General features: G+C 71.0%; 27 protein-coding genes. 9 read left to right on the top strand and 18 right to left on the bottom strand.

Annotated elements, in window-relative coordinates; all coding sequences use genetic code 11:
* Positions 1 to 32: 32 nt before the first annotated feature.
* Entirely contained in the window at positions 33 to 470 is a 438-nt protein-coding gene (locus ABD292_RS14825) for a MerR family transcriptional regulator (RefSeq protein WP_344207766.1), read from the top strand.
* 60 nt (positions 471 to 530) lie between these two features.
* Positions 531 to 1,325 (top strand): hypothetical protein, encoded by a 795-nt coding sequence (locus tag ABD292_RS14820; protein ID WP_344207765.1) that lies wholly within the window; start codon positions 531 to 533, stop codon positions 1,323 to 1,325.
* A 17-nt stretch (positions 1,326 to 1,342) separates the two neighbouring features.
* Here ABD292_RS14820 and ABD292_RS14815 read toward each other — a convergent pair whose 3' ends face one another.
* From ABD292_RS14815 to ABD292_RS14780, 8 genes are all read right to left on the bottom strand, one after another.
* The gene (locus ABD292_RS14815; RefSeq protein WP_344207764.1) at positions 1,343 to 2,092 is read right to left on the bottom strand and encodes a hypothetical protein; all 750 of its coding nucleotides are present in this window, start codon (positions 2,090 to 2,092) and stop codon (positions 1,343 to 1,345) included.
* Entirely contained in the window at positions 2,089 to 3,396 is a 1,308-nt protein-coding gene (locus ABD292_RS14810) for a vWA domain-containing protein (RefSeq protein WP_344207763.1), read from the bottom strand. Before ABD292_RS14810 ends, ABD292_RS14815 begins: the two co-directional genes overlap by 4 nt.
* Entirely contained in the window at positions 3,393 to 4,457 is a 1,065-nt protein-coding gene (locus tag ABD292_RS14805; protein ID WP_344207762.1) for an AAA family ATPase, read from the bottom strand. The genes ABD292_RS14810 and ABD292_RS14805 overlap by 4 nt, the downstream gene beginning before the upstream one ends.
* Before the next feature lie 110 nt (positions 4,458 to 4,567).
* Entirely contained in the window at positions 4,568 to 4,804 is a 237-nt protein-coding gene (locus tag ABD292_RS14800) for a hypothetical protein (protein WP_344207761.1), read from the bottom strand.
* 54 nt (positions 4,805 to 4,858) lie between these two features.
* Positions 4,859 to 5,827: a CU044_5270 family protein gene (locus tag ABD292_RS14795; protein ID WP_344207760.1), complete on the bottom strand. Its 969-nt coding sequence runs from the start codon at positions 5,825 to 5,827 to the stop codon at positions 4,859 to 4,861.
* Positions 5,824 to 6,417: an RNA polymerase sigma factor gene (locus tag ABD292_RS14790; RefSeq protein ID WP_344207759.1), complete on the bottom strand. Its 594-nt coding sequence runs from the start codon at positions 6,415 to 6,417 to the stop codon at positions 5,824 to 5,826. Before ABD292_RS14790 ends, ABD292_RS14795 begins: the two co-directional genes overlap by 4 nt.
* 402 nt (positions 6,418 to 6,819) lie before the next feature.
* Positions 6,820 to 7,062, bottom strand: coding sequence for a hypothetical protein (locus tag ABD292_RS14785; RefSeq protein WP_344207758.1), 243 nt, complete (start codon positions 7,060 to 7,062; stop codon positions 6,820 to 6,822).
* 116 nt (positions 7,063 to 7,178) lie between these two features.
* Complete coding sequence (locus ABD292_RS14780) at positions 7,179 to 7,961, bottom strand: GntR family transcriptional regulator (RefSeq protein WP_344207757.1); 783 nt, start codon at positions 7,959 to 7,961, stop codon at positions 7,179 to 7,181.
* Positions 7,962 to 8,036: 75 nt separating this feature from the next.
* On the opposite strand from ABD292_RS14780, the gene ABD292_RS14775 reads away from it, so the two are divergent.
* Entirely contained in the window at positions 8,037 to 8,477 is a 441-nt protein-coding gene (locus tag ABD292_RS14775; protein WP_344207756.1) for an NUDIX hydrolase, read from the top strand.
* Between the two features lie 171 nt (positions 8,478 to 8,648).
* On the opposite strand, the gene ilvD is transcribed toward ABD292_RS14775, so the two are convergent.
* Entirely contained in the window at positions 8,649 to 10,484 is a 1,836-nt protein-coding gene (gene ilvD / locus ABD292_RS14770; protein ID WP_344207755.1) for a dihydroxy-acid dehydratase, read from the bottom strand.
* A gap of 83 nt (positions 10,485 to 10,567) precedes the next feature.
* Between ilvD and ABD292_RS14765 the strand changes: the two genes are divergently transcribed.
* Positions 10,568 to 11,395 carry a helix-turn-helix transcriptional regulator gene (locus tag ABD292_RS14765; protein ID WP_344207754.1) on the top strand — a complete coding sequence of 276 codons (828 nt, stop codon included), beginning with the start codon at positions 10,568 to 10,570 and terminating at the stop codon, positions 11,393 to 11,395.
* On the opposite strand, the gene ABD292_RS14760 is transcribed toward ABD292_RS14765, so the two are convergent.
* Positions 11,382 to 11,912: a YbaK/prolyl-tRNA synthetase associated domain-containing protein gene (locus ABD292_RS14760; protein ID WP_344207753.1), complete on the bottom strand. Its 531-nt coding sequence runs from the start codon at positions 11,910 to 11,912 to the stop codon at positions 11,382 to 11,384. The genes ABD292_RS14765 and ABD292_RS14760 overlap by 14 nt on opposite strands.
* Positions 11,902 to 12,324, bottom strand: a complete 423-nt coding sequence (locus ABD292_RS14755) for an ArsR/SmtB family transcription factor (protein WP_344207752.1) — start codon at positions 12,322 to 12,324, stop codon at positions 11,902 to 11,904. The genes ABD292_RS14760 and ABD292_RS14755 overlap by 11 nt, the downstream gene beginning before the upstream one ends.
* 25 nt (positions 12,325 to 12,349) lie before the next feature.
* On the opposite strand from ABD292_RS14755, the gene ABD292_RS14750 reads away from it, so the two are divergent.
* Positions 12,350 to 13,360 carry a hypothetical protein gene (locus tag ABD292_RS14750; RefSeq protein ID WP_344207751.1) on the top strand — a complete coding sequence of 337 codons (1,011 nt, stop codon included), beginning with the start codon at positions 12,350 to 12,352 and terminating at the stop codon, positions 13,358 to 13,360.
* Here the strand turns inward: ABD292_RS14750 and ABD292_RS14745 are convergent.
* Positions 13,327 to 13,887: a hypothetical protein gene (locus ABD292_RS14745; protein WP_344207750.1), complete on the bottom strand. Its 561-nt coding sequence runs from the start codon at positions 13,885 to 13,887 to the stop codon at positions 13,327 to 13,329. The genes ABD292_RS14750 and ABD292_RS14745 overlap by 34 nt on opposite strands.
* A gap of 66 nt (positions 13,888 to 13,953) precedes the next feature.
* A complete protein-coding gene (locus ABD292_RS14740) occupies positions 13,954 to 14,895 on the bottom strand; it encodes an AraC family transcriptional regulator (protein WP_344207749.1) in 942 nt (313 codons plus the stop codon).
* A gap of 101 nt (positions 14,896 to 14,996) precedes the next feature.
* On the opposite strand from ABD292_RS14740, the gene ABD292_RS14735 reads away from it, so the two are divergent.
* From ABD292_RS14735 to ABD292_RS14725, 3 genes are read left to right on the top strand one after another with little or no spacing between them, the layout of a single operon-like run.
* The gene (locus tag ABD292_RS14735; protein WP_344207748.1) at positions 14,997 to 15,959 is read left to right on the top strand and encodes an MBL fold metallo-hydrolase; all 963 of its coding nucleotides are present in this window, start codon (positions 14,997 to 14,999) and stop codon (positions 15,957 to 15,959) included.
* Between the two features lie 11 nt (positions 15,960 to 15,970).
* Positions 15,971 to 16,756: an MFS transporter gene (locus ABD292_RS14730; protein WP_344207747.1), complete on the top strand. Its 786-nt coding sequence runs from the start codon at positions 15,971 to 15,973 to the stop codon at positions 16,754 to 16,756.
* Positions 16,726 to 17,424, top strand: coding sequence for an MFS transporter (locus ABD292_RS14725; RefSeq protein WP_344207745.1), 699 nt, complete (start codon positions 16,726 to 16,728; stop codon positions 17,422 to 17,424). Before ABD292_RS14730 ends, ABD292_RS14725 begins: the two co-directional genes overlap by 31 nt.
* 38 nt (positions 17,425 to 17,462) lie before the next feature.
* Here the strand turns inward: ABD292_RS14725 and ABD292_RS14720 are convergent, their stop codons facing one another.
* Positions 17,463 to 18,923 (bottom strand): RICIN domain-containing protein, encoded by a 1,461-nt coding sequence (locus ABD292_RS14720; protein ID WP_344207744.1) that lies wholly within the window; start codon positions 18,921 to 18,923, stop codon positions 17,463 to 17,465.
* A gap of 277 nt (positions 18,924 to 19,200) precedes the next feature.
* Positions 19,201 to 19,668, bottom strand: coding sequence for a carboxymuconolactone decarboxylase family protein (locus ABD292_RS14715; protein WP_344207743.1), 468 nt, complete (start codon positions 19,666 to 19,668; stop codon positions 19,201 to 19,203).
* 166 nt (positions 19,669 to 19,834) lie between these two features.
* On the opposite strand from ABD292_RS14715, the gene ABD292_RS14710 reads away from it, so the two are divergent.
* Entirely contained in the window at positions 19,835 to 20,308 is a 474-nt protein-coding gene (locus tag ABD292_RS14710) for an RrF2 family transcriptional regulator (RefSeq protein WP_344207742.1), read from the top strand.
* A gap of 160 nt (positions 20,309 to 20,468) precedes the next feature.
* Here ABD292_RS14710 and ABD292_RS14705 read toward each other — a convergent pair whose 3' ends face one another.
* Genes ABD292_RS14705 through ABD292_RS14695 form a run of 3 tightly spaced genes read right to left on the bottom strand, consistent with a single transcriptional unit; the run spans position 20,469 to position 24,917 of the window.
* Positions 20,469 to 23,063 carry a CBM35 domain-containing protein gene (locus ABD292_RS14705; RefSeq protein ID WP_344207741.1) on the bottom strand — a complete coding sequence of 865 codons (2,595 nt, stop codon included), beginning with the start codon at positions 23,061 to 23,063 and terminating at the stop codon, positions 20,469 to 20,471.
* A gap of 43 nt (positions 23,064 to 23,106) precedes the next feature.
* Positions 23,107 to 23,982, bottom strand: a complete 876-nt coding sequence (locus ABD292_RS14700) for a carbohydrate ABC transporter permease (protein ID WP_344207739.1) — start codon at positions 23,980 to 23,982, stop codon at positions 23,107 to 23,109.
* Positions 23,979 to 24,917 (bottom strand): carbohydrate ABC transporter permease, encoded by a 939-nt coding sequence (locus ABD292_RS14695; protein WP_344207738.1) that lies wholly within the window; start codon positions 24,915 to 24,917, stop codon positions 23,979 to 23,981. The genes ABD292_RS14700 and ABD292_RS14695 overlap by 4 nt, the downstream gene beginning before the upstream one ends.
* Between the last annotated feature and the right edge of the window lie 40 nt (positions 24,918 to 24,957).

Genomic DNA, 24,957 nt, shown 5'->3' with positions numbered 1-24,957 from the left:
CCAGTCAACGGCTTCAAGTACGCTTGAAGTCAATGAGCGAGCAGTTGACGATCGGCGAGCTGGCGAGCCGCACCGGCGTCGCCACCTCCGCTCTGCGCTACTGGGAGCAGCTCGGCCTGCTGCCGGCGCCGGCCCGGGTCTCGGGCCAGCGGCGTTATCCGCCGTCGGCGGTCGAGCTGGTCGGTGTGGTGCTGTTGCTGCGCGACGTCGGCTTCACGTTGCGGGAGGTCAAGGCGTTCCTCGCCTCCCGTACGCCGGCCGGCGACGACTGGCGGGAGCTGTACCAGCGCAAGCTCGCCGAGCTGGATCAGCGGATCGCGCAGGCGCAGGTGGCCCGCACCGCCATCGCCCACGGCCTGGCCTGCCCGCACAAGGACATCTTCGCGTGCGCCAACTTCGCCGGCGGGGTCGCGGCGCTCCTCGCGGGATCCTCCCTCGAAGAGGCGCACGCACGAGTCCATTCGCACTGACCTCGCCGTACGGTAGCCTCGCCCCCACATGATCGCGTGGACCCGGCGAAAGGCCGCCTCATGTTCCGTCTCCTGGCCATGCTGGCAGCCGTGACGCCGGCCGTCTTATCGGCGCTGTTCCCCGGCGAGAGCTGCGGATTCTTCGCTTACACGCCGCTCTCTGAGGCTTTGCCGGGGCCGAGTGCCGCGGCGACGGTCGTGTGGACGCTCGGCGAGTGGGGCGCGGAGCTCCTTCCGGTGGCGCTCGCGCTGCTCGCCCTGTGGCTGCCACGCCGCTTCGCGGTGCTCGGCGCGTCCATGTCGGCCGTCGTGCTGGTGCTGGGCGCGCTGACCGTCGTCATCCCGTACACCACGCCCTGCGGCCCCCAGCGCGGCGAGTGGCTGTTGCTCCTCTGCTACGCGGCCGCCCTGACCGCCTGCCTCCTGGATCGCGGCGACCGGCGGCCGCGCCGTCCGGCGCGGCGGGCGACCGCCGCCGCCTGGACGGCGGTCCTGGTCGTCGCCGTCGCCCGCGACGTCGCCGCCACCATGTCCGTCTCCTCGGCCGCGGACCTCGGCTGCCGCGCGGACCTGACGGACACCTGGGCGCTGGTCCAGGCGCATCTCTCCATCGCCGAAGCCGTCGGCGTGTGGGTCGGCGTGGCCGCCGTCGGCGCCGTGCTCACATCCGGCCCGGCCGCGCTGTCCGCCGCCTTCGTGCTGCTCGTCCCCGCCCTGTACGACCCGGTCGCCCAGCTCGCCTCGTCGGCACCGCGCGGCTGCTCCGGCCTGGAACTGGTCAACTGGTCGTACGTGGCCGCCGCGGCGCTGGGAGTGGCGGGCGCTCTCGCGGCTCGGAGTCGTACGGCTCCCTGACTCTTCTCGCCTCCCGGTCAGGACTCGTCGCCGTCGTTCAACGCCCGCAGCACCTTGGCCTGCTCGACGCCGATGCCCTCGGCCCGCATCCGGGCCGCCTCCTCGCCGGTGAAACCCGCCGCGCGCCAGTCCGCCACCTCGTCGATCGGCACTCCGGCGCGCCAGAACTCGGTCATGAGGGAGAGGGCGTCCTGCCCCGAGGCGAGCACGCGGCCGGCCTCGCGGGCGGACAGGCCGAGCGCACTGAAGACCTGGGCCTGGCCCGCCTCGACGTCGCGTTCGGCCCACTCCACCGCGGCGGCGCCGGTCCAGCCCGCCTCGACGTAGGCGCGTGCCCTGCCCGCCGGGATGCCGGCCCGCAGGAGCTCCCGCATGCTGCGGGAGCGTTCCTCGTCGGCGAACGCGCCGCCCGGCTGCTCGCCCCGGTGCAGCAGCCGCCACAGCCGGCCGCGCGGGTGCGGGCGCTCCCCCGCGAGGTGCCGGTCGGCCGCCTCCTCGGGCGGATAGCCCAGTTCGCGCCACCGCACCGCGTCCCGTGGCGTCATGCCGGCCCGCAGCCACAGATCCACGGTGTACGGGGTGGCTCCGGCGGTGCGCCATGATCGCGCGTCGGCCGCGGTGTAGACGCCGGATGCGCGCCACCGCTCCGCGTTGCCGATCGAGAAGCCGTCGTCGATCCACCGCCGGGCCTCGGCGATGGTGAAACCGCGTCGCCGCCACGCGTGCAGCGGCTCCGGGCCCGGCTCGTCGGCGTAGCCCGTCGTCATGACTCTCCTTTCGCCGGGATGCGAGCCACGGACGCCCAGCCGGGCGCGTGCCCGCCGTCGCCGATCAGGCAGACCACCACCTGGGCGGGAGGGCGCTGCTCGGGCCACGGCGTCTCGCCGTCGGTCAGCACGACGACCAGGTCGGGCCGGGGCCGCAGGGCCATGGCCGCGGCGAGGCCGGCCCGCAGGTCGGTGCCGCCGCCGCCGACGAGCTCGATGTCGCTCGCCCGGCGTACCAGCTGGACGGGGTGCGGGCGGACGTCGCAGCAGAACGCCCGCAGCCGCCGGCCGGGGCCGGCCACGCCGTCGATGATGCCGGTCACCTCGGCGAGCAACCGGTTCAGCACGTCGTTCGTGACGCTGCCGGAGGTGTCGATCACCAGCACCGTGTCGGGGACCGCGCGTACCATCGACGGCGGCACGATGCCGGCGTACGCGCCGGCGCGGCGCGACGGGCGGCGGTAGCTGAAGTCGACCTGCCCCGCCACCGTGCTCAGCCCGCGCCGGATCACCGCGCCCAGGCGGGCCCGCCAGTTCACCGAGGGACGCAGGCGCTCCTCGGCCCAGCGGCGCCATCCTGACGGCAGCTCGCCGCGCGCGCTGATCCGGTCCTGGATGCCGGCCGCGATGGTGCGTTCGAGCAGTTCGCGGTCGAGCTGCGTGAGCCCTTCGCCGGAGCCGCCGTCCTCGTACGTGCGCTCCTGCCCGTCCACGGCGCTGCCGCAGTCGATCGCCTCGGCCAGCGCCCGCCCGCCGCGGCCCATCGCGGAGGCGAGCACGTCGAGCATCGGCACGTACTCCTCGGCGGTGCGGTGGGCAGGGAGGCCGAGCTCGGCAGGCGACAGCACGCCCGCCGGGCCGCGTAGCTCCTCGGCCTCCAGGTCGTCGTTGATCTCGGCGTCGGCGGCCTGGTTCCAGCGGTGGGCCTCGTCGTCGCGGGCCGCGCCGGCGGCGTGGCTCACCTCGTGGCCCGGCTCCGGCCGCACCGGCGAGCGGGCCGCGTGCCCGCGCACCAGATGGCCCACCTGGTGCAGCATCCACCAGCCGATCTCCTCGACCGGGGTGGCCAGCGCGGTGCCCGGTTCCACGTACAGATTCCACCGGGTGTCGGCGGGGAAGGCGCGGAAGCCGGGGTCGGCGACGGGCGCGCCGGTGTCCTCGTCCAGGGCCGGTTCCAGGATGACCGGGTTGAGGGCGAAGACGGCCGAGGCGAGGTACGGGGCCCGGTGCGCCGCCCACAGCCGCGCGGCGGCGATCCTGGCGCGCACTGCCTCTTCGTGGGCGGGAGCGCGGTCGGCGGTCATCGCAGGAGCCCCGCCGAGCGCAGCACCGGCGCGAGTTCGAGCATCGCCTCGGGCAGGGTCGCGCCCTCGGGCCGGGTACGGGCCAGCGAACGGGCCGCGCTGGCCGCCACGTCCGGCGCCGTGCGCGCGACCCGGGCCACCACCGCCCACGCCCGTTCCCACGTGTCGGTGGTGCCGTCCGACCGTACGTACGCGACCACCGCGCCGAGCAGGGCGTGCAGCCGGTCGAGTCGCTCGGGCAGGCGTGCGTGCGGGTCGTTCAGCAGGGACTGCGGATCGGGCAGGTCGAGGTTGCGGCGCCAGGAGAGCAGCTCGAACCCGGCCGCCTCGCCGACCGCGCCGAGCACCAGCTCGGCCAGGACCGGCTCGCCGGCGCCCAGGCGCTCGCAGGCGGCGATCGCCCGTGCGGCCATCTCCCAGCTGCGCGGGCTGGGCCAGCCGCGGCCCGCCCGGTCCGGGCTGTCGGGCACCGCCAGGACGAGTTCCGGCCGCACCCGCAGGAACGCCCCGACCAGCGCGCGGGCGTCGGCGGGGCCGGCCGGGCCCTTCAGGTGGAACTCCGGCACGGGGAAGCCTCCGGCGAAGCCCTCGGCGACGTCCTCGGCCGAGACCGTCCAGTTCAGGTGGATGAGCCGGTTGGCCAGCGGCGCGGACAGGTCCCAGCCGTCGGCGGCCTGGTCCGGCGGGTTGGCGGCGGCCACGATCCGTACCTCGTCCGGCAGCACCAGGTCGCCGACCGTGCGCTCCAGCACCACCCGCAGCATGGCGGCCTGCACGGCCGGCGGCGCGGTGGTCAGCTCGTCGAGGAACAGCAGGCCGCCGCCCCCGGCGGCGAGCCGCTCGGCCCATCGCGGCGGCGCGAACCAGGTGCCGCCGTCGCGCAGCACCGGCAGCCCGGAGAAGTCGCTCGGCTCGCGGATCGAGCCGACCACCACCTCGACCGGCAGGCCGACGGCCGCGCCGAGCGCGGTCGCCACGGACGTCTTGCCGGTGCCCGGCGCGCCCCACAGGATCACCGGCAGGTTGGCCGTCACCGCGACCGCGAGAGCGTCTCGTGTCACTGATGCCGCCGTCATCATCGTCCTCCTCGCCGGCCGCCCGGACCGCTTCCGGGCAGCACGCATCGGAACGTCCAGCCTTGATCGCTGACGTTCGGTGTGGTGTCCGTCTGCTAGTCCTGGGCGCGGAACAGGCCCCGGCCGCCGTGCTTCTTGTGCACGGCCTGCTTGCTGAGGCCCAGAGCGGCGGCGATCTCCGTCCAGCTGTCGCCCCGGGTACGGGCCTGGCGGACCGCCACCGCCTCCATGCGCGCGAGCTCACGGCGGAACTCGGCGATGGCCGCGAGCGAGTTGATCGGGTCGTCGGCGTTCACGGCGCGGGTGAGCGCTGCGATGGGATCGGACTCCATGACGTCATCTTAGGTTGACGAGCGATGGCGCGTCAACCAAAGATGACGCCCTCGCTACGGCCGGTCCCCGGCCTTGTCGACGACCTCGGCCGTCATCCGCGCGCTCCACACCAGCGGGGTGCCCGCCTTGACGGTGCGTGTCGCCCCGCCTGGGAGGTCGAAGGTGCGGTCGGCGACGCTCTCGCCGTACGTCCCCAGGAACCGGTGGTCCTGCGCGCTCACGATGATCTCCAGGCGCTCCCAGGTTCCCGTGCAGGCGAACGCGACCCCGTGGCGGCCCGCCGCGTCGACCGCGTCCTGCTTGACGGCAACCCCCTCGATCATGGGCAGCGCCCGGAACAACGCGGCCCGTACGTCGGCGGTCAGCGGCTGCTCGCCCAGCAACTGGGAGATCGTCCGGAAGATCCGCTCCTGCCGGGTCGCGCCGGGGTCGTCGAACTCCGTCGCCGGGGTCGCATCGACGCTCGCCCCGATCCTGGCGATCATCTCCTCGGGGGTGACCGGCGCCTCGGCCAGGTCCGCGGCCGTGACGCCGGGGCCGTACTCCTCCGTGACGAGCCTGCCCCGTCCGTCGTCCAACGCCACTTGCTTGCCGTCCAGGCTGTGCCACGTCTCCAGAGTCATGCGCCTGTCGCGGTCCACCTCGGGCTCCGGCTCCTGGCGGAGCGGAGCGATCGTCTGCTGCACGTACAGCCAGCGGCCCGGCGAGGGCGTGATCTGGTACGGGTCGGTCTCGGCGCTCCTGGCCGCCTTGTCGCCGAGTTCCCGTACGGCGGCGACCGGGGCGGTGGCAGGTTCTCCACCGCCGCGTACCGTGATGACGCCCGCGCCGACGGCCAGCGCGACCGACGCGGCCAGCGCCAGCCGCCAGGCCAGGCGCGGCCCGCGCCGCCGCGCCGGAGGCTTTGCAGGCAGGGGGACCGGCTCACGGATGGCCTCCAGCAGCCGGGTGCGCGCCGCCGCCTTCGCCTCGCCGGTGATCGCCGGGGTGGCCTCGAGGAACCGTCCGAACTCGTCCATCATGCGTCCTCTCTCGTCTGAGTGCCGGTGCCGAGGGCGGCCCGCGCCTGCTTGCGGGCCCGGTGCAGGCGCGAGCGCACGGTCCCGATCGGGATGCCGAGCGCCTGCGCCACCTCGTCGTAGGCCATGTCTCCCAACGCCACCAGCAGCAGCACGTCGCGGTCACCGCTCGCCAGGCCCGTCAGCGCCCCCGCCAGCCGACGGTCCTCGGCCTGCGCGGCCACGCGCCCGACCACCGCGTCGGCCATGGACTCGGACGGCGGCTCCGCACCGGTACGCGCCAGCGCCCGCAGGAACCGCTCCTCGTCGCGCCGCTGCCTGGCGATGAGGTTGGTCGCGATGCCGTACAGCCACGGCCTGGCCAGCGGTTGGGCGTGATCGTAGGAGGCGCGGCAGCGAAAGGCGGTCAGGAACGTCTCCGCCACGACGTCATCGGCGACCTGCACGCCCAACCGCCGCGCGACATAGCGGTGGATCTGCTCGACGTACCGGTCGAACACGCCGGTGAACTGCTCCGGATCGTCGATGGACCGGCGGATGAGCTCGGCGTCGTCCGCCTCGACCCGCTCCTCCGGTGGGGTTGTTCGTGTCATGCCTGCTGTTTCCCGATGAGACGAATCGAGTTCTCGACGCCACGAGCCCGGTGGAACGCCGGAACGCATCCGGGGTGGCGGGCAGGTTCAGGCCGGCGACTACGACGGTGAGCTGTGGCGGCCGGTCATTGGGCTTGGCCGGTCAAGATCTGGTTCCACAGGTCTTGGGCGGCGCGGGCCGATATCCAAGGACTTTCGGCGGTCACGGTCGGAGTGCCTGCGGTGAAACGCCGGACGAACCAAAGTCCGCCTGCTGTGCACAGTTCGAAGTAGGGCGAAGTGCAGGAGCAGGTGTGTGTGCGGACTCGTACTCGGTTCACGCGGGAATGGCTCTGCCCCCATTCGATCACCCTTGCCTCAGGGGCCGGCGGGGCGGCGTGCTGATTGTTGCACCGCCGTGAATCAGGCGGTCGCGCGGCCACGACTCCACCCCCTCACGTGCTGCTCATGCAACAGCGCCACGAAGGTGGCCTCGTCGTCGGCGCTCACAGGCTGCTCAAGGCCCGCATCGATCTCGGCGTCGGTGAGGACGACGCCGCGTCGTGTCGCGTAGAAGGCGCCTGGGTCACTGCGGAAGAAGGCCCAGTCGGGGAACGAAGCGCGGAGGTCGCTGAGATGGCGGTCCAGGGTTTGCTGTGGATTCACTGGTTGCGGCGGCCTTCCTGGTTCTGCCTGCGAGATCTTTATGGCTCCCGTCTAGGCGTCTACTCGACTAGAGGAGTTGGCTCATGTATGTCAAAGTTATCTAGAGGAGTCAAGGGCTATTGCGCTGGAAGTTGATAGGAGAGCACGTAGGCGTCACTCGACATCACCGTGTCGCAGACCTCCACCGCCCTGCCGTTCTCGGCGTACGCAGTGCGGACGAGATGGAAGACGGGAGTGCCGGGTGCCAGCTTCAGTGCCTTGACCTCTTCGCGCATCGGCATCCGGGACCTGACCTCCTCATCGAAGTGGTCGAGCGGGTGTCCCATCTCCTCCAGTCGTGCGTAGATGCCGCCGGGTCCCGTGTCGGGTTCGGCAATGCGTGTCCCTCTCGCGATCGAGGCGGGAAGGTAGGAAACCGCTGTCTCCACCGGGTGGCCGTTGATCAAGTAGCGACGTGAACGTACGAGCACCTTGTCGCGCTCGCCGAGACCCAGCCGCTGCGCCACGTAGGCCGGCGGCTCTGTCTCGCTGATCTGGATGGAATCAACCGTCGGCTTGCCGCCGACGCCCTCAGTTTCCGCGATGAACGCGGCCTTGCCCTGCTCACGGTGCCGTCGCGCGAACCGGTCGGAAGCGAGGCGACGCACTTGGGATCTCGAACGGACGAATACGCCGCGCCCATGTTCTGCTACGGTCAGCCCCTCGGTCTGAAGGATTTGGAGTGCGTTCCTGATCGTCATCCGAGCGACGCCGTAGTGTGCCATGAGCTTGGCTTCGGAGGGCACCTTCGCTCCGGGCTCCAGCCTGTTCTGTTCGATGGCATCGCGAAGGTGATCGGCGATCTGCTTGAACACCGGGCGGTCGGTAACCGGGTCCAGACCCGGCAATGCCAAGGTCATCCAGGCTCACTCCTCTACTCGTACATACATGTACTAGCTTGGGAGTCTAGCCACCTTCGGGCAATGAGGATTTCGATGGATCACGACTCACGTCACTCGGTCAGCGTCGCGGGCGTCATAGTGGACGACCGGCAGCGGGCACTGCTCATCCAGCGGCGGGACAACGGTCATTGGGAAGCGCCCGGTGGCGTGCTTGAGCTGGAGGAGGACGTGGTCGGCGGGCTCAGACGGGAGGTCCGGGAGGAAACTGGCCTCGAAGTCGAGCCGGAGGCGCTCACCGGCGTCTACAAGAACATGGAGCGCGGGATCGTCGCGCTCGTGTTCAGGTGCCGGGCTGTGGGCGGGGCTTTGACGGAAACGGATGAGACGCGCGCCTTCAGGTGGGCCACGGCTGAGGAGATCAAAGGGCTCTCCGTCGAAGCCTTTGCCGTCCGAGTCTTGGACGCGATGCAAGGCGAGGGAAGGCCGGCCGTACGGCAGCATGACGGCGTCCACGTCATCAGTTCCGGTCTGTGAGTGTCCCTGCTGTTCCTGTGAAGCAGGTTGTTGGGGAGGCGTTGTTCAGTTCGCGTCGCCGCCGCTGGCGGTCGAAGAGGGATCGTCACGGCCGGCTCGCGCGAGCCCGTACTGCGGCACTCGCACGAGCCATCACGGCGGAACGGCGCTGATCGAGTCGTTCCGGAGCGGTCAGTCGCTGGGCAGGGCGCGTACGGCGCCCTTGTCGGCGGACTGGGCCAGGGCCGCGTACGCGCGCAAAGCCGTCGAGACGGGCCGCCGGGGGCGGTGCGGCCGGTAGTCCGAGCTCTCGTGGCGGGCGGCGAGCTCCGGCTCCGGCACGTGGAGGCGCAGGGTGCGGGCCGGGATGTCGACGGTGATCAGGTCGCCGTCAGCGACCAGTGCCAGCGGTCCTCCGGCGGCGGCTTCTGGTGAGACGTGGCCGACGGACAGGCCGGAACTGCCGCCGGAGAAGCGGCCGTCGGTGACGACGGCCACGGAGTGGGCGAGGCCGCGGCCCTTGAGGTAGGCCGTCGGATACAGCATCTCCTGCATGCCCGGACCGCCGCGCGGACCCTCGTAGCGGATGACCAGCACGCTGCCCGGACGCACCCGCCCGGACAGGACCGCTTCCACCGCCTCGTCCTGGGAGTCGGTGACCACGGCTGCGCCGGTGAACACGGTCATGCCGTCGGGGACGCCGGCGGACTTGACCACCGCCCCGTCCGGAGCCATATTGCCCCGCAGCACGGCGAGCCCACCGTCGGCCGAGTAGGCGTGGGCGGCGTCGCGGATGCAGCCCGCGGCCGCGTCCAGGTCCAGCGATTCCCAGCGGGCCGACTGGCCGAAGGCGGACGCGGAGCGGACGCCGCCCGGAGCGGCGAGGAAGAGGCCGGTCGCCTCCGGGGAGGGCGAGGGGGCGCGGACGTCCCAGGCGGACAGCCAGGCGGCGAGTGAGCCGGCGTGAACGGCCTGGACGTCCTCGCGCAGCAGCCCGGCGCGGTACAGCTCGCCCAGCAGGGCGGGGACGCCGCCGGCCCGGTGGACGTCCTCCATCAGGTACGCGCTGCTGGGGGCCACCTTGCACAGGCACGGCACCTCGCGCGAGCGCGCCTCGATGTCGGACAGGCCGTAGTCCAGCTCGGCCTCGTGGGCGGCGGCGAGCAGGTGCAGCACGGTGTTGGTGGAGCCGCCCATGGCCAGGTCCAGGGCCATCGCGTTGTCGAACGCCGCCCGGGAGGCGATCGCCCGGGGCAGCACGGTGGCGTCGTCCTTGCCGTAGTACCGTTCGGTCAGCTCCACGACCGTCCGCCCGGCCCGCTCGTACAGGGCCCTGCGCGCGGTGTGGGTGGCCAGGGTGGTGCCGTTGCCGGGCAGGGCCAGGCCGAGAGCCTCCAGAAGGCAGTTTATGGAGTTGGCCGTGAACATCCCGGCGCACGAACCGCAGGTCGGGCAGGCCGCCTCCTCGATGGCGGCCAGGTCGGCGTCGGAGACGGCGGGGTTGACCGCCTCGGACATGGCGGTGACGAGGGTCAGGCCGGTACGGGCCGTGCCGTCGGACAGCACCGTCCGTCCGCCCTCCATGGGGCCGCCCGAGACGAACACCGTGGGGATGTTCAGCCGCAGCGCGGCCAGCAGCATCCCCGGGGTGATCTTGTCGCAGTTGGAGACGCAGACCAGGGCGTCCGCGCAGTGCGCCTGGACCATGTACTCGACGGAGTCGGCGATCAGCTCCCGCGAGGGCAGCGAGTACAGCATCCCCGCGTGGCCCATGGCGATGCCGTCGTCGATCGCGATGGTGTTGAACTCCCTCGCGATGCCGCCCGCCGCGCCGATGGCCTCGCCGATGATCCGGCCTACGGGCTGCAGATGGGTGTGACCGGGGACGAACTCGGTGAAACTGTTGGCCACCGCGATCACCGGCTTGACGCCGATGTCGGCGCCGGGCACGCCGGAGGCGCGCATCAGGGCGCGCGCCCCGGCCATGTTCCGGCCATGGGTGACGGTGCGGGATCTCAGCTGTGGCATGCCCCGATCCTCGCGGTGCGCGGGCGTACCGCGAAGACGCCCCGAATGCTAGTAGTCCGGCTACCAGTACCTATCCTGCGTCCATGGGAACGGCAGCGGAGCGGCGCAAGGAACTGGGCGACTTCCTGCGCGCCAGGCGAGCCCGGCTCAACCCGACGGCGGTCGGCCTGCCCCCGGCCGGTCCCCGCCGGCGCGGCGGCCTGCGACGAGAGGAGGTCTCCACGCTCTCCCAGGTCAGCGCCACCTGGTATACGTGGCTGGAGCAGGGCCGCGACATCCAGCCCTCCCGGCACGTCCTGGACGCCCTCGCCCGTACGCTGCTCCTGACCCCCGCCGAGCATGCCTATGTGCTGTCCCTGGCCGGATACGCCCCCCTCACCGAGCCCGGGGAACCGGCGGCCCGCACCGCTCCCGGCCACGTGCAGCGGCTGCTCGACGCGCTCGCCGGATGTCCCGCGTACGCCATCGCGCCCGACTGGACGATCACCGGCTGGAACGCCGCCTACGTCGACCTGTATCCGAACGTCGCCACGGTCGCTCCCGAGGAGCGCAACCTGCTGTGGCTGGTGTTCACCGATCCCTACGTCCGTGATCTGCTGCCGGACTGGGAGGTCACGAGCCGTCGTTTCGTCGCCGAGTTCCGGGCCGAGGCCGGGCCCCGGCTCGGCGACCTCGCCGGCTCCCCGGCCATCCAGCGCCTGCTGGCCACGAGTGCGGCCTTCCGTACGGCGTGGCAGGACCACCACATCGAGGGCTTCGCCTCCCGCGTGCGCGTCTTCGACCACCCGATCACGGGGATGCGACACTTCGAGCACCACCGCCTGGCCCCTGCCGACCACCCCGACCTGCACGTGGTCATCTACACCCCGAGCTGTTTGACGCGCTCCGGCGTCGGAGTCAGGGAGCGGTGATGATGGGAGCGACGCGAGGGGCGGCCAGCCGTAGGTAGTCGTCGGTGGCCAGGGCGATCGAACGGTCCAGGCGGGCGGCGTTGAAGAACACTTCCGGAACCCGCAGCAGCGCCGGGTCGGCGATCACCTCCAGCTTGGGGTGGTAGCTGAAGGGCAGCACGGTGCCGCTGACGCTGCCGGCCAGTTCCTCGGCTCTGTCACGGTCGGCGAAGGCGGCATAGGTGCCCTCCAGCAGGGCTTTCACCGCCTGCAGATCCAGGCGGGCATCACCGGGCACCACGGCCAGCACGTACCGGGTCCGCTTCTTGCCGATCTTGACCATGACGACCAGGCACTTGGCGGCCTGTGCGACGTCGTGTCCACGCAGAGCGCTGACCTCATCGGTGCGCCCCTCGGGCGGGTGGTCGATCAGACGATAGCGCGCCCCCGCCGCTTCCAGATCGGCGATCAACCGCTCATAGAGTCCCGCGTCCAGACTCTCGGGCGCGGCGACACCGCCGCCCAGCTCACCACTCACCGCTCAGCAACTCCTTCGCCGCGGAAATGCGGTCCTCGTCACGTTGGTAGAACACCCACTGCTTGATCTTCTTGCCGCGCAACAGCCCGGCCTGCGCGAGCACCTTCAGATGCTCACCGCAGGTCGGCTGGCTCACTCCCAGCTTCTGGGCGATGAACAAGGAGCAGACCCCGTCGCGCACCAGGTCGCCGTCCCGCTGCGGCGGGAAATGGCGTTCAGGGTCACGCAGCCACTCCAAGATCAGCAACCGCTTGTCGTTGGCCAGCGCCTTCACCAGATCAACGTCCAGCACAAAGGCATTATGGCAATTAGCTAAGTACCTGTCTACGTCCCTGGCCATGCCCCGGCCGGCGCCACGCCAGAAAGAACCCATACCGCGAACACGATCCTCACGGATCGTCACCTGCTTCATGATCCCAGCCGGGCAAATGTCCGCTGTGCTCGACATCATCCCGTCATCCGCCGGCGGAATCGTGCTCACAGGAGAGAAGGCCACCGCGCTTCACCCATCCTTACGAGAACGCCTCCGCGGGCCCCTGCTCATCGACCGGCGCTGCTACGCGGGTGGCAAGTCCCGCCGGAAGGCCGGGGCGGAGCCGATCAGTCGCGCCTGGCTCGATGCCCAGCGCGCGTTGGACGTCCCCAGCGTCTTGACCGACTCCGGATACGTGGGCGAGGAGGACAAGGCCGCACTACGGACTGTGCTCAGCCAAGCCAAGGAAGCGGGCGCCGACGTCACCGCCGTACTGCCCCTGCACAGTAGCTGGCTGCTGACACCCTGGGTAGACCATCTCGTCAGTGAGATCTGCTCGCACGAGACGCCGGTGGCTCTTGTGCTGGAGCACCGGAGCGACCCTCTCGGCTCCATCCGAGCGGTCTCGGGCCTCAGACACTTGCTGGAACGTGCCACCGTCCCGGTCAGCCTGCTGAGCACGGACGTCTCCGGACTGGGAGCAATCGCTCACGGCGCCCTCTGGGCTGCCATGGGCGCCACCTCTTCGTTGCGTCATCTCTATCCCGAAGACGCCTCGCCTCCCCCGAACAATGGGACGCCCCGACGGCACACACTCGTCCTGCCGCTCCTGGCCTTGATGACCGTGGACAAGATTCTCGAAGGCGTGCAGGCCACTCTCGAAGATCCCGACCTGATGCGTGATGTCTGGACCTGTGATTGCCGCGTGTGCGGCAGCCGCACGATGGACTGGCTGGCCACCGCCTCACCCACCGAACTCGCCGCCCACACGTTCGAGCCGTTGCTGCACCTCCATGAGGGCATCACCACTCTGCTCCCGCACCAACGGCCGGGCTCCTGGCTGGCCAAATGCAAGGACGCCATTCACCGGCACCACGAGTTGAACGCCCAGCGCCGGCTGTCGTGGGGAGTGCCCAAGCACCTGCAGGCGTGGGTGAAGTCCTACGCCACGCCGAGTGCGACGGGAAGAGCCTGACCGGCCTGACGAAGCACGGCGTCATAGATCACTTCCTCGACGAGTCGTCTCACCCACGTGCGCTCCTGGGCGGGAACGGGCTCAGGCGGATGGACCAGCCGATCAGGCTCTTCCAGAGCCACCACGCCGAAGCCGTAGTAGACGGCATCCACCGCGACGGGCAGGCTTCGTGCCACAACGGTGGGTACGAGGGCCACCCGTGCACCGAACGACACGAACCCGCCGAGGTTGTTCCTCGCGGCCGCCCAGGTCCTACGCGGCGCGATCGCGCCTTCGATGTGCACCGGCGCCGGGCGCGACAGGAAGTCCGGGTAGCGGTGGGCGACGCAGTGCAGCAGGAAGGCGTCAGCCGCCGGCGGCAGCCCCTCACGCAATCGAGTTTCGTGCTCGGCCTCGTTCAATTCACAGGCCACCCACCGCCGGCTGCTCAAAGCCCTGGCCTGGACCACGCGCCGGCCCTGCCAGCCCAGGGCCTCCAGGACCTGCGGCAGCACAGCCACCGCCTCAGCAAGCATCCGCGTCGTCATGCCGTACCACCCTGGCCGTGATCGGCCTGCGACACGCCGTACACCGAGCAGCCGGCACTTGCCGCATCAGCGTGGGGAGGCGTCGGACGTCGCGCGCCGGTTCGCGGCCTCCCGATATCGCCCTGGTGTGGTGCCGAACTCCCTCTGGAAGGCGTGGGAGAGCGCATACGGGCTGCCGTAGCCGACGCGGTCGGCGATGGCAGCCAGGGTCTCCTTGGTGTCGCGGAGCAGGGTGGCCGCCAGGATCACGCGCCACCAGGTGAGGTACGCCATCGGCGGGCGGCCGACCAGGGTGGTGAACCGGCGCGCCAGCGTGGGGCGGGAGACGCCCGCCTCCGCGGCCAGGCGGTCGATGCTCCACGGCGCGGCCGGATGCGAGTGCATCGCCCGCAGCGCGGCGGCCGTCACCGAGTCGCCCAGTGCGCTGGGCCAGGCTCCGCTGGTGGTCTCGGTCATCCAGGCACGGATCATGTAGACGAGGAGGAGATCGAGCAGGTTGGGGAGCGCCACGCAGGAACCGGGCCGCGCCTCGTCCAGCTCACCGGCCAGCAGGTCGATCGCGGCGCGGAGTTCGAGGTGGGTGCCCACGCGGCTGGGAAGGTGGACGACCTCGGGCAGTTCCGTCATCAGCGGGTGCATGCGGCTGCAGTCGAGCCAGTATCTGCCGCAGATCATCTCCGTCCCGTCGCGATCGGGCCGGGCTCGCGGCGAAGTCTCCCCGAGCCACTGCTCGAACGGCACCGCCTTCCGCGCCGCGACCTCCGCATCAAGGCGAGCGTCGGCGATGACATGGCCCGTGCCGTGAGGCAGCAGCACCGCGTCGCCCACGCCCAGGGACACCGAGGCGCCACCGTCGGTCAGGAGCCGGCAGTTGCCCTTCAGGACGACGTGGAAGCCCGCGCCGTCGTACGCATCAAGCCGCGCGCACCAGCTCCCGCTCGCCCGCACCCGCTGGAACCACGGGTGCCCGAGGTGAACGGCGGAGATCGCGTCACTCACCACATCCACTCACCCAGGATATCTCCCGTATAGTCCGTGAGACGGACTCGTATCTGACTGAGCTGAATACGCATTGAGGCGATCGTCCGCACCTTCTTAGGGTCGTTCCCATGACGAACGACGACAAGAGTGCGCAGCGCATGACCCTGGGGGACGTCGAGATCATCCGGGTCGTCGAGTGGCACGCCCCATTCCTGCCCCCCTCCGCCTTCTTCGCGGAAGCCGGTGGCGAGGTGTGGAAGGACAACGAGGACTGGCTGGCGCCGGATCACTGGGAACCGGACAGCGGCCTGCTGGTGACCGCCCTGCAGAGCTGGGTGCTGCGCAGCGGCGGGCGGACGGTCCTGGTCGACACCGGAGCGGGCAACGGGCGCGAACGACCGGGCATGGGGCCGTTCCACCAGGCTCGGAGTGAGTTCCTTGACCTCCTGGCGAGAGCCGGCGTTCATCCACAGGACGTCGATGTCGTGATCAACACCCACTTGCACGTCGATCACGTCGGCTGGAACACCCTCGACGAGGATGGGCAGTGGGTGCCGGCGTTCCCCAACGCCCAGTACCTCATTCCAGCCGCCGACGACTTCCACTACGGCCCGGACAACGCGTACGGCAACGGCGCGCAGGAGGTCGACCGCCTGATCTACGAGGACAGCGTCGCACCCGTCCACCAGGCCGGACAGGCCGTGTTGTGGGACGGCCACCACCGCATCGACGAACACCTCACCCTGGAATCCGCCCCCGGCCACACTCCCGGCTCGTCGGTGCTGCGACTCGCCTCCGGCGGCGACCGGGCGGTCTTCGTCGGAGATCTTCTGCACAGCCCGGTGCAGATCCTCGACCCCTGCCTCAACAGCAACGCCTGCCTGGCCCCGCGACAAGCGGCGGCCAGCCGCCGCCGCATCCTCGGGCGGGCGGCCGACGAAAGGGAACTGCTCGTCCCCGCGCACTTCGGCGGCGCGGGCGCCGTGGAGGTCCGGCGGAAGGGCGCCGGGTTCGCCCTCGGCCCCTGGGCAGCGGCCGGTTCGACGAATCCGGCACCCCGTACCCCCCGGTCCGGGGACCGTCCCTCATGACACGCACGCCCATGACACGCACGCCCACGCCGTCCGCCCCTCCCGCGCCCAGAGCGAGGAGCGGCGCTCTCGTTCCGGTGCTCGCCTTCGTGGGCATCGTGGTCTCGGTGATGCAGACCCTGCTCATCCCGGTGCTCAAGGACCTGCCACATCTGCTGGGCGCCGAGCCGGACGACGCGAGCTGGGTCATCACCTCGACCCTGCTCGCCGGCTCCGTCGCCACGCCGATCATGGGCCGCCTCGGCGACCTTCACGGCAAGCGCCGCATGCTGGTCCTCGGCCTCGGGGCGATGGTCGGCGGCGCACTCGTCAGCGCCCTCACCAGCGACCTGTACGTGATGATCGCGGGCCGGACGCTCCAGGGTCTCGCGATGAGCGCGGTCCCCCTCGGCCTCGGCCTGATGCGCGACCTGCTCCCCCGCGAGAAGCTCGGCATGGCGATGGCCCTGGTGAGCTCATCCATGGGCATCGGCAGCAGTCTCGCCCTGCCCGCGGCGGCCCTGGTCGCCCAGCACCTCGACTGGCACGCCCTCTTCTACGGCTCCGCCGGCCTCGGCGTCCTCTGCATCGTCCTCACCCTCCTCGTCGTCCCCGAGTCCTCGGCCCGCGTGCCAGGCACTTTCGACGTCCTCGGCGCGATCGGGCTGTCCGCCGGTCTCGTCCTCTTCCTGCTGCCGGTCAGCAAGGGCGGCTCCTGGGGCTGGACCTCCGGCGCCACCCTCGGGCTGTTCGCCGCGGCGGCCGTCGTCCTCGTCCTGTGGGGGTCATGGAGCTACGGCTCGAGACACCGCTGGTGAACCTCCGCACCACGGCCCGCCCCGCGGCGCTCTTCACCAACCTCGCCTCGATCATGGTCGGCGCCTCCTTTCTGGTGGTGTCGCTGGTTCTTCCCCAGCTCCTCCAGATGCCGGCGAGCACCGGCCACGGGTTCGGCCAGTCCATGGTGGTCGCCGGCCTGTGCATGGTGCCGCTCGGCCTGACCATGCTGCTCACGGCCCCCCTCTACGCCCGGTTGTCCGCGGCACTGTCCCCCAAGGCCGCCCTGATCCTCGGCATGATGGTCATCGCGCTCGGCTACGGCGCCGGCCTCGGGCTGCTGAGCGCCCCCTGGCAGAGCCTCGTCATCACGGCGATCCTGGGCGTCGGCATCGGTCTCGCCTACTCCGCCCTCCCAGCCCTGATCGCCGACGCGGCCCCCGCCTCGGAAGCGGGCTCGGCCAACGCCCTCAACACGCTGATGCGCTCGATCGGCTCCTCGGTCGCCGGCGCCGTCATCGCCACGGTCCTCGCCGGCACCGCGCACCAGGTGAACGGCGTCACCGTCCCCACCCTGCACGGCTTCCGCGTTTCCTTCCTTGTCGCGACGGGCGCGATGGCGATCGGCCTGCTCGCGGCCGTCTTCCTGCCCCGGCCCCGCCCGCCCGGCAGGCCACGGCACCGGGCCGGCGGCGAGAAGCACGCCTAGATGATTTGTGTCGGCGGTCCGCTTCGTGTGGTGTGGCGTCAGGCGTCCCAGTGCTGGTTGGCGCCGCCCCAGCAGGCGTACTGCTGGAGGCGGGCGCTGTTCGCCGTCGACTGGCCGGACACGTCGAGGCACTTGCCCGAGTGCCGGGCGACGATCTCGACGTAGCTCGTGCCTGGCACGGCGCGGAGCTGCCACTGCTGGTTGGTGCCGCTGCCGCACGTGTACTGGATGACGGCCGCGTTGTCGGCGGTGGAGGCGTTGTTGACGTCGAGGCACTTGCCGGAGTGCTGCGCCACGAGGTTGTGGTAGCCGTTGCCGAGATCGCGCAGTTGCCACTGCTGGTTGGCGGCGCCGGTGCAGGTGTACTGGATGATCTCGGCGGCGTTCCCGGTCGAGGCCTGCAGGACGTCGACGCACTTGCCGGAGTTCTGGTTGACGATCTGGGTCGTCGTGGGGCCGCCGCCGCCGTCGACGGCGTCACCCCAGCCGTAGCGCAGGCGGGTCGCGCCGGACTGGTTGCGGATCGTGAGGTCGAGGGCGGTGCCGCTGCCGCTCTTGGCGTACATCGCGTACCAGTCGTAGCCGATGTCGCCGGGCTTGCCGCCGATGGCCGGCCAGTAGGTGCCGCCCATGGCGTTGTCCCGCATCACCTGGGTGACGGCGCGGATGTGGCGGACGAAGTTGTCGGTGCTGTTCGCGTCGGCGTAGTTCAGGCCGTTGTTCATCGGAGCCCCGAACTCGGTCACGACCGCCCGGGAGGCGCAGTTGCCGAGGCGCGTCTGGACGTGGGACCGCCAGCCGTCGTACGTGTTCGCGGAGTAGAAGAACGCGTAGTGGTGGAACGAGAACAGCGTGCCGGCGAAACGCGAGTCGTTGCACAGGTCACGGAGGTCCTGGCTGTAGCCGGTGCCGCCGACGAGCACCCGGTTCGGCGGGGCCGAGTAGTGGGAGGTCAGCCAGTCGGCGGCGAGGTTGCGCCACTCGGCGGAGCTGTAGCCGTGGGGCTCGTTCATCGGCTCGAAGTACACGAGACCGTTCGATCCGTACTGGGAGGTCACGGTCGACCACATCGAGTTCCAGGCCGCCAGGTTGGTGATGCGGCCCCCGGAGGCGGCGCCGTCCTCCCAGTAGGCGAGGATGACCTTCCATCCGCGCGCCGTGGCGGCGTCGACGGCGCCACGGTAGGCGTTCCACCAGGCGGTGCCGACGGTGTGGGTGTTGATCGGCAGGCGGACGGTGTTCACGCCGAGGGTGGACTGCATGTCGTCGTACAGCGCGTTGGCCTTGGCCTGCACGGTTGCGTAGCTGTCGGAGCCGCTCAGCCCGTCGACGACGAGCGGGGCGGTGCTGAAGTTGTCGCCCAGCACCGCCCAGTTCATGCCGCGGAACTGACTGGTCGCGGCCGCCGCGGGCGTCGTCCATAAGCTCACCACGGTGATCGGCAGCAGCACCAGGGCCGCCAGCCCGGCGAGCAGTCGCCTGCCTCGGGATGTGTCCATGAAGGAACCCCTCTCGTGCGTCGTCGTGGCGATCGGTCGCGCGGTCGGGCGGGCGCGACGAGACGTGGTGCCTGTCATGGTTCTCTCCGTGCGGGCGTCGCTCACTGCGTGATCGTTGACGCCCGCCCGGAGAGAAATCCGTCTGCCACAGTCAAGTTAGCGCTAACACAGCATCGAGGAAAGGCCCAGTCCCGCAGGGGCGTGGCGGGCGAGCTCCAGCCGGTCCACGTTCGGCCCGTGGGCGCCCACGTTGCCGAGGACGAGCACAGCGGCAGGACTAATCGCGGGGCGGCGCCGGTATCTGCAGCGGGACTCCGAACCGGTTGAAGGCGTTCATCAGAGCCACCTGGACGACCAGCGCGCCGAGTTCCTCGTCGGTCATGAGGTTGCGGACGCCGGCCCAGATCTCGTCGCTGACGCCGTGCGGGGTCAGCGTCGTCGCGGCCTCGGTGTACTCGAGCGCCGCCCGCTCCGCTGGGGTGAACAGCGCCGATTCGCGCCACGCGGACAGCTGGATGATGCGGTTCAGCGATTCGCCCTGCTCCAGCGCATCGTGGCTGTGCAGGTCGATGCAGTGCACGCAGTTATTGATCTGTGAAGTACGCAGCTTGACCAGCTCCCGGATGGTCGGGTCGAGCGGCGAGGCGAGAATCGCCTGGTCCGCGGCGTAGAGCGCCTTGGCGGCCTTCGGAGCGGCCGTCCGCAGGTCGAGGCGGGGCTCACTGGTGTGCACGTGGGTCGTCATGGTTTCTCCTTGAGGCGTGGGCATCGCGTCGTCGAGGCCGGCGTGCGCCGACGGCGCATCGGCGGGGGTCACGAGAACCGTCGGCGACTCGACGCCCTGAATTCGGATAATTGTTGTCCGAGATTCTATTCGGATAAGAGTTGTCCGAGTCAAGTAGGCTGGGCGCATGAAGATGTCCGGCGGGGTCGAGTGGGGCTTGCACTGCTGTGTCGTGCTGAGCGGGGCGGGGGCGCCGGTGCCGGCGGCCAAGCTCGCCGAGTTGCACGACGTTTCGCAGAGCTACCTGGCCAAACAGCTGCAGTTGCTGTCCCGCGCAGGGCTCGTGCGCTCAACGCTGGGCCAGTCCGGCGGCTATGTGCTGACCCGGGCCGCGACTGAGATCACCGTGCTGGACGTGGTCGAGGCGATCGACGGCGTCGAGCCGGCGTTCCGGTGTACGGAAGTGCGTCAGCGGGGGCCGATGGCCGTGCCGGCGGAGCGGTGCGACACTCCCTGCCCGATCGCCCGCACGATGGAATCCGCCGACCGCGCCTGGCGGGAGTCGCTGCGCGGGGTCACCATCGCCGATCTGGTCACGGACGTCAACCGTACGACGCCCCCTGAGATCCTCGCGCAGGCCCGGGCGTGGCTGCACGCCTGAGCGACGGCGACGCGGCAACACGTGGGGATGGCCGGGTCAGGCGGGCGTGACGGCCAGGAGGCCGGGGCCGACCACGATAGGGCCGCTCGGCGTCTCGGGGACGCTGTCGGCGATCGTCGACAGCGTCCCCTACGTCGTCACGCATGTGCCCCGCCGGCGGTCAGCCGTTCTGGACCTCCAGGACGAGGCGGGCGAGCTCCAGCCGGTCCACGTTCGGCCCGTAGGCGCCCGCGTTGCCGAGGACGAGCGCGCCGTCCTGCGTGGTGAGGGTGAGCGGCGTGGCCTGGGGCCAGAAGTTGTCCCAGGCGTAGTTGTGCCGGAACACGCCGCGCGTCGTCACGCCGCCGGTCTCGGTGATGTCGAGGAAGCGGCTGATGACGTCGGTGTTGTACGGGTGCCCGGTGTTGCGGTCGGCGTTGGCGTAGTGGGTGAGCAGGACGTACTCGCCGGCGCCGAACCCGGCCGGGCGGGTGAGGGTCAGCGTGTTGCCCGCGCCGTTGCCGAGGTCGCCCACGTACACGCCGCCGGAGGCGTTGGACGCGCTCGTGGCGGGGACGGTGACCGCCTTCGCCGTGCCGGCCAGGCGCGCCTGCTCGGCCTCGACCCGGTGGATCGCGGTGTCGGCCTGCGCGGTCCTGACCGTGGTGAGCTCGCGCAGCTCCAGCCCGGCCGGGCCGCTCACCTCGATCTTGGAGACGCCGGCCGGCAGGTAGATCCGGGCGCGGGAGGCGGCCTCGCCCGGGCGGGTGGCCCGCAGGCCGCGCACCTCGCGGCCGTCGAGGCGGACCCCCAGGTCGCCGGCGGCGCTCGCCTTGTAGGAGAGGGTCAGGTCGTGGTAGCCGTCCTGGCCGGCGGCGACGAAGAAGGTGGCGCGGGCGCCGCCGCCGAGGGCGATCGCCGGCCCCTTCCCCTCGCGGGTGATCCGCGCCCCGCCCGACAGCCGCGCCTCGTCGGCCGGATACGCGGCCCGCTCCGCCCCGGTGACCTCGGTGAGGTCGAACCTGTCGAGCGTGATGTCACTGCCGGGCAGCCGCTTGGCCCCGTCGGCGCTGGTGCGCAGGGACAGCTGGTGGGTGCCGGCGGCCAGCGTCAGCTCCACGTCGGTGCGTCCCCGGTAGGTCCAGCTCAGGTTGGCCGAGTACTGCACGATCCGGTCGAGCCTGCCGTCCACGAAGAGCGCGTGCCTGCCGGGGATCTTGTTCGCGCCCTGGAGGATGCCGAGCCGGTAGCGGCCGTCGCGGGGAACGGTGACCGAGAACGTCACGGCCGAGCCGATCTGGTTCATGGCGCCGACGTCGCGCCTGCCGGAGGTGGCGTAGAGCTGCGGGTCCGCGGTGGTGTCCTGGTCGAACGCCTGCGCGGCGGTGAGGGTGGCCGACTCGGCCTCCACCGACGTGCTCCACGGCGCGTCCGTGGCGGGCGCGGCCCCGGTGGAGGGCACGATCGTGACCCGGTAGGCGGCCATCACGTCCCCGCCGGGCAGGTCCACCTGGATGCGCCCGTCCCGTACGGCGGTCCGCCGCGCGGCGACGACCGGCGGCTTGAGCGCGTCGCCCTCGTACCCGCTCCACGTCGTCCTGGAGACCAGGACGTCGACCTGCGGGCCGAAGACGGCGGCCGCGAGTCCGGAGACGTCGAGGCGGACGGGCTGCGAGCCGCCGCCGACCAGGACGGTGCCGCGCCGGGCGGACTCGTCGATGGCGGCGACGGCCTGCACGGTGTCGGCCACGTCGATCTGCGGCGGGGTGGTCCTGACCGTCTGCCCGGTCAGGTCGGCGTACCACTTGAGCAGCCACCAGCCGCCGTTGGCCTGGCGGGTGCGCACGGCGTGGTCGTCGAGGTTGCCGGCGTAGGTCCAGTAGGCCATGTCGGCGTCGACCTTGGTGTCCTCGAACAGGGAGATCCACTGGATGATCTGCCCGGGGACGGACATGTCGCGGCGGTTGCCGTACTCGTCGATGTTGATGGGCAGCGGGCCGATGCCGAGCTCGCGCTCCATCCGGCGGTAGTCCTCGTAGTGGCCGCGGTAGTCGGCGAGCCGGCTGCGCGACAGCTCGTGCCAGGCCATGATGTCGGGCAGGCAGTTGCCCTGCTGGTCGCCGGCGCAGGAGGTGGCCTTGGCCCAGGTGAGGAAGTCGCGCAGGCGGCCGGGGTTGTAGTTGGCCTCGTTGGGGCCGACGATGCGGGCGGCGGGGTCGATGGAGCGGATGCGCTCGAACACCGCCTTCCAGTCGCTGAAGAACTTCTGTTTCGAGGTGCTCCAGTTCTGGTACCAGATGCCGTCGGGCTCGTTGAACGGCACCCAGACGAACTTGCCCTTGTCCTTCGGTCGCTCGCGCACGACCTTGCGGACCATCGTGTCCACCTTGGCGAGGTAGTCGTCGATGCCGCGGTTCTCGTAGGGCCACTGGCTGTAGACGTCCTGCATGTAGACGACGATCTCCTCGCCGCCCGCGGCGAAGAAGCCGTCGGCGACCTTGAGCGCGTCGCCGTTGGGGTGCTGGTCGCCGTCCGGGGCCTTCTGGGCGATCGTACGCGGCCGGGCGCCGGCGAGGAGGGAGTCGCCGGGCACGCCGGGGTCCGACAGGCCGTACAGCATGCCGGTCGCACCGCCGTGCACCGGGCCCGTGCGCTGGGCGAAGTCCACCGCCACCACGTCGGGGGCGGCGGCGTGGGCCGGGACGGCGGTCAGTGAGGCGAGAGCCAGCGCGGCGGCAGCGGTGGCCGCGCGTGCTCGGGGCTGGGGTCGGGGCATGACGTCCTCTCTCATGGGGGGATGGGGGGGACGGGCGGGCCGGCTACTTGACGGCGCCGCCGGTGATGCCGGAGATGATCTTCCGCTGGGCGACGGCGAAGACGACCAGCAGCGGCAGGCTCATGAGGATGATGTAGGCGAAGATCAGGTGCCAGTTGTTGAGGTAGAGGCCGGCGTTGGCGACCTGGAACAGGTTCAGCGGCAGCGTGTCGAGCCGGCCGCCGATGACGAAGAAGGCGTAGAAGACGTCGTTCCAGACGTACAGGCAGATGAGGATGGTCGCGGTGGCCAGCACCGGCCGCAGCAGCGGCAGGATGACGGAGAAGAACACCCGCACGGGACCGGCGCCGTCCATCCGCGCAGCCTCCTCCAGCGACAGCGGCACGGTACGGACGAACCCGGTGACGAAGAAGATCACCGTGGACATGTAGATGCCGACGTAGACGCCGATCATGCCGACCGGGCTGCCGGCCAGGCCGAGCTGGCGCAGCAGGAGCACGATGGTGACGACGGCGGGCGGCAGCACGATGCCGCTGATGGCCAGGGCGTACAGCACGGCGTTGAGCCGGCTGGCGCGGCGGGCCAGGATCCAGGAGGCCATCGAGCCGAACGCCAGCACCAGAGCGACCGACGGCGCGACCACGAGCACGCTGCCGAGGAACGCCTTGGGCACCTCGCCCTGCTGCCAGACCTGGGCCAGGTTGTCCCAGAGCTGCCAGCGCGAGGGCAGCGACAGGTCCGGCGACAGCGCCTCGCCCTGCGACTTGCCCGCGGTGACCACGACCAGCCACAGCGGCACGCCCATGACGAGCGCGACGAGCGCGACGACGGCGGCGGGCCGCAGCCGCGCGGCCCAGCCGCGCGCGACCGGCGGGCGGGTGACGCGGCGGCGCGGCGCGCCGTAGACGGGGGCGGTCACAGGATGTCCTCCCTCTTGCGCAGGACGCGGATGACCGGGAAGGCCAGCAGCGCGACCATGAGGAACAGCACCAGGCTCATGGTGGTGGCCTGGGCGAACAGGCCCTGGCCGAAGGTGCGGTAGATGAAGATGTTGAGGATCTCGGTGCTGCGGGCCGGGCCGCCGCCGGTGAGCGCCTGCACGATGTCGAAGCCGTTCATGGAGCCGAGCAGGGCGGTGGCCACGTTGAAGGTGATCGCGGGGGCCAGCAGCGGGAAGCGCACCGCCCAGAACGCCTGCCACCCGCTGGCGCCGTCGATGCGGGCGGCCTCGGTGACGTCCTCGGGCACGGTCTTGAGCCCGGCCAGGTAGATGAGCATGGACAGGCCCATCCACTTCCAGGCGTGGATGGCCGCGGCCAGCACGAGCGTCCAGGTGGTGCTGCCCAGCCAGGCGATCTCCACCTGCTGCCCGGTCACGGCCGACAGCAGGTCGTTGAGGCTGCCGTCGGGCTTGAGCAGGGCCTGGAAGAGGTAGCCGACGGCCAGCGCGGACATCAGCACCGGGACGACGAAGACGATGCGGGCGGCCCGGTTGAGCCAGGTGTCCTTCTCCAGCAGCACCGCCAGGCCGAAGCCGAACAGGTTCTGAAGCAGCGCGACCAGGGCGGCGTAGATCACAGTGATGCGCAGGGCGCTGAACAGGGTGCCGTCCGACAGCAGATCGGTGAAGTTGTCGAAGCCGACCGGGCGGATGTCGCTCTTGAAGCTGGACCAGTCGGTGAAGGCGTAGACGAAGTTGAACAGGGTCGGCAGGAAGAAGAACACGAACAGGATCACGAACGCCGGGACGAGGAACCACATCGGATGGGTGCGGTCGCGCGCGACCGCAGCCGGTCGGGCGGCCGGGACGCGGCGTGCTGGGCGGGTGAGCGTCTGCTGGCCGGTCGGCACCATCGGCTCCTTGGGGGTGTGGGGAAGGGGCGGGAGGCCGGGG

Origin of the sequence: Nonomuraea bangladeshensis (genome assembly GCF_039529455.1) — a bacterium.
Taxonomy (GTDB): Bacteria; Actinomycetota; Actinomycetes; order Streptosporangiales; family Streptosporangiaceae; genus Nonomuraea; species Nonomuraea bangladeshensis.
The sequence above is the reverse complement of the archived record's forward strand: the minus strand, read 5'-3'. Positions and strand labels throughout refer to the sequence as shown.

Coding starts and splice junctions, on each gene's coding strand:
- ABD292_RS14825 (WP_344207766.1), top strand. CDS start 33: ATGAGCGAGCAGTTGACGATCGGCGAGCTGGCGAGCCGCACCGGCGTC.
- ABD292_RS14820 (WP_344207765.1), top strand. CDS start 531: ATGTTCCGTCTCCTGGCCATGCTGGCAGCCGTGACGCCGGCCGTCTTA.
- ABD292_RS14815 (WP_344207764.1), bottom strand. CDS start 2,092: ATGACGACGGGCTACGCCGACGAGCCGGGCCCGGAGCCGCTGCACGCG.
- ABD292_RS14810 (WP_344207763.1), bottom strand. CDS start 3,396: ATGACCGCCGACCGCGCTCCCGCCCACGAAGAGGCAGTGCGCGCCAGG.
- ABD292_RS14800 (WP_344207761.1), bottom strand. CDS start 4,804: ATGGAGTCCGATCCCATCGCAGCGCTCACCCGCGCCGTGAACGCCGAC.
- ABD292_RS14795 (WP_344207760.1), bottom strand. CDS start 5,827: ATGATGGACGAGTTCGGACGGTTCCTCGAGGCCACCCCGGCGATCACC.
- ABD292_RS14790 (WP_344207759.1), bottom strand. CDS start 6,417: ATGACACGAACAACCCCACCGGAGGAGCGGGTCGAGGCGGACGACGCC.
- ABD292_RS14780 (WP_344207757.1), bottom strand. CDS start 7,961: ATGACCTTGGCATTGCCGGGTCTGGACCCGGTTACCGACCGCCCGGTG.
- ABD292_RS14775 (WP_344207756.1), top strand. CDS start 8,037: ATGGATCACGACTCACGTCACTCGGTCAGCGTCGCGGGCGTCATAGTG.
- ilvD (WP_344207755.1), bottom strand. CDS start 10,484: ATGCCACAGCTGAGATCCCGCACCGTCACCCATGGCCGGAACATGGCC.
- ABD292_RS14765 (WP_344207754.1), top strand. CDS start 10,568: ATGGGAACGGCAGCGGAGCGGCGCAAGGAACTGGGCGACTTCCTGCGC.
- ABD292_RS14755 (WP_344207752.1), bottom strand. CDS start 12,324: ATGAAGCAGGTGACGATCCGTGAGGATCGTGTTCGCGGTATGGGTTCT.
- ABD292_RS14745 (WP_344207750.1), bottom strand. CDS start 13,887: ATGACGACGCGGATGCTTGCTGAGGCGGTGGCTGTGCTGCCGCAGGTC.
- ABD292_RS14735 (WP_344207748.1), top strand. CDS start 14,997: ATGACGAACGACGACAAGAGTGCGCAGCGCATGACCCTGGGGGACGTC.
- ABD292_RS14730 (WP_344207747.1), top strand. CDS start 15,971: ATGACACGCACGCCCACGCCGTCCGCCCCTCCCGCGCCCAGAGCGAGG.
- ABD292_RS14725 (WP_344207745.1), top strand. CDS start 16,726: ATGGAGCTACGGCTCGAGACACCGCTGGTGAACCTCCGCACCACGGCC.
- ABD292_RS14720 (WP_344207744.1), bottom strand. CDS start 18,923: ATGGACACATCCCGAGGCAGGCGACTGCTCGCCGGGCTGGCGGCCCTG.
- ABD292_RS14715 (WP_344207743.1), bottom strand. CDS start 19,668: ATGACGACCCACGTGCACACCAGTGAGCCCCGCCTCGACCTGCGGACG.
- ABD292_RS14710 (WP_344207742.1), top strand. CDS start 19,835: ATGAAGATGTCCGGCGGGGTCGAGTGGGGCTTGCACTGCTGTGTCGTG.
- ABD292_RS14705 (WP_344207741.1), bottom strand. CDS start 23,063: ATGCCCCGACCCCAGCCCCGAGCACGCGCGGCCACCGCTGCCGCCGCG.
- ABD292_RS14695 (WP_344207738.1), bottom strand. CDS start 24,917: ATGGTGCCGACCGGCCAGCAGACGCTCACCCGCCCAGCACGCCGCGTC.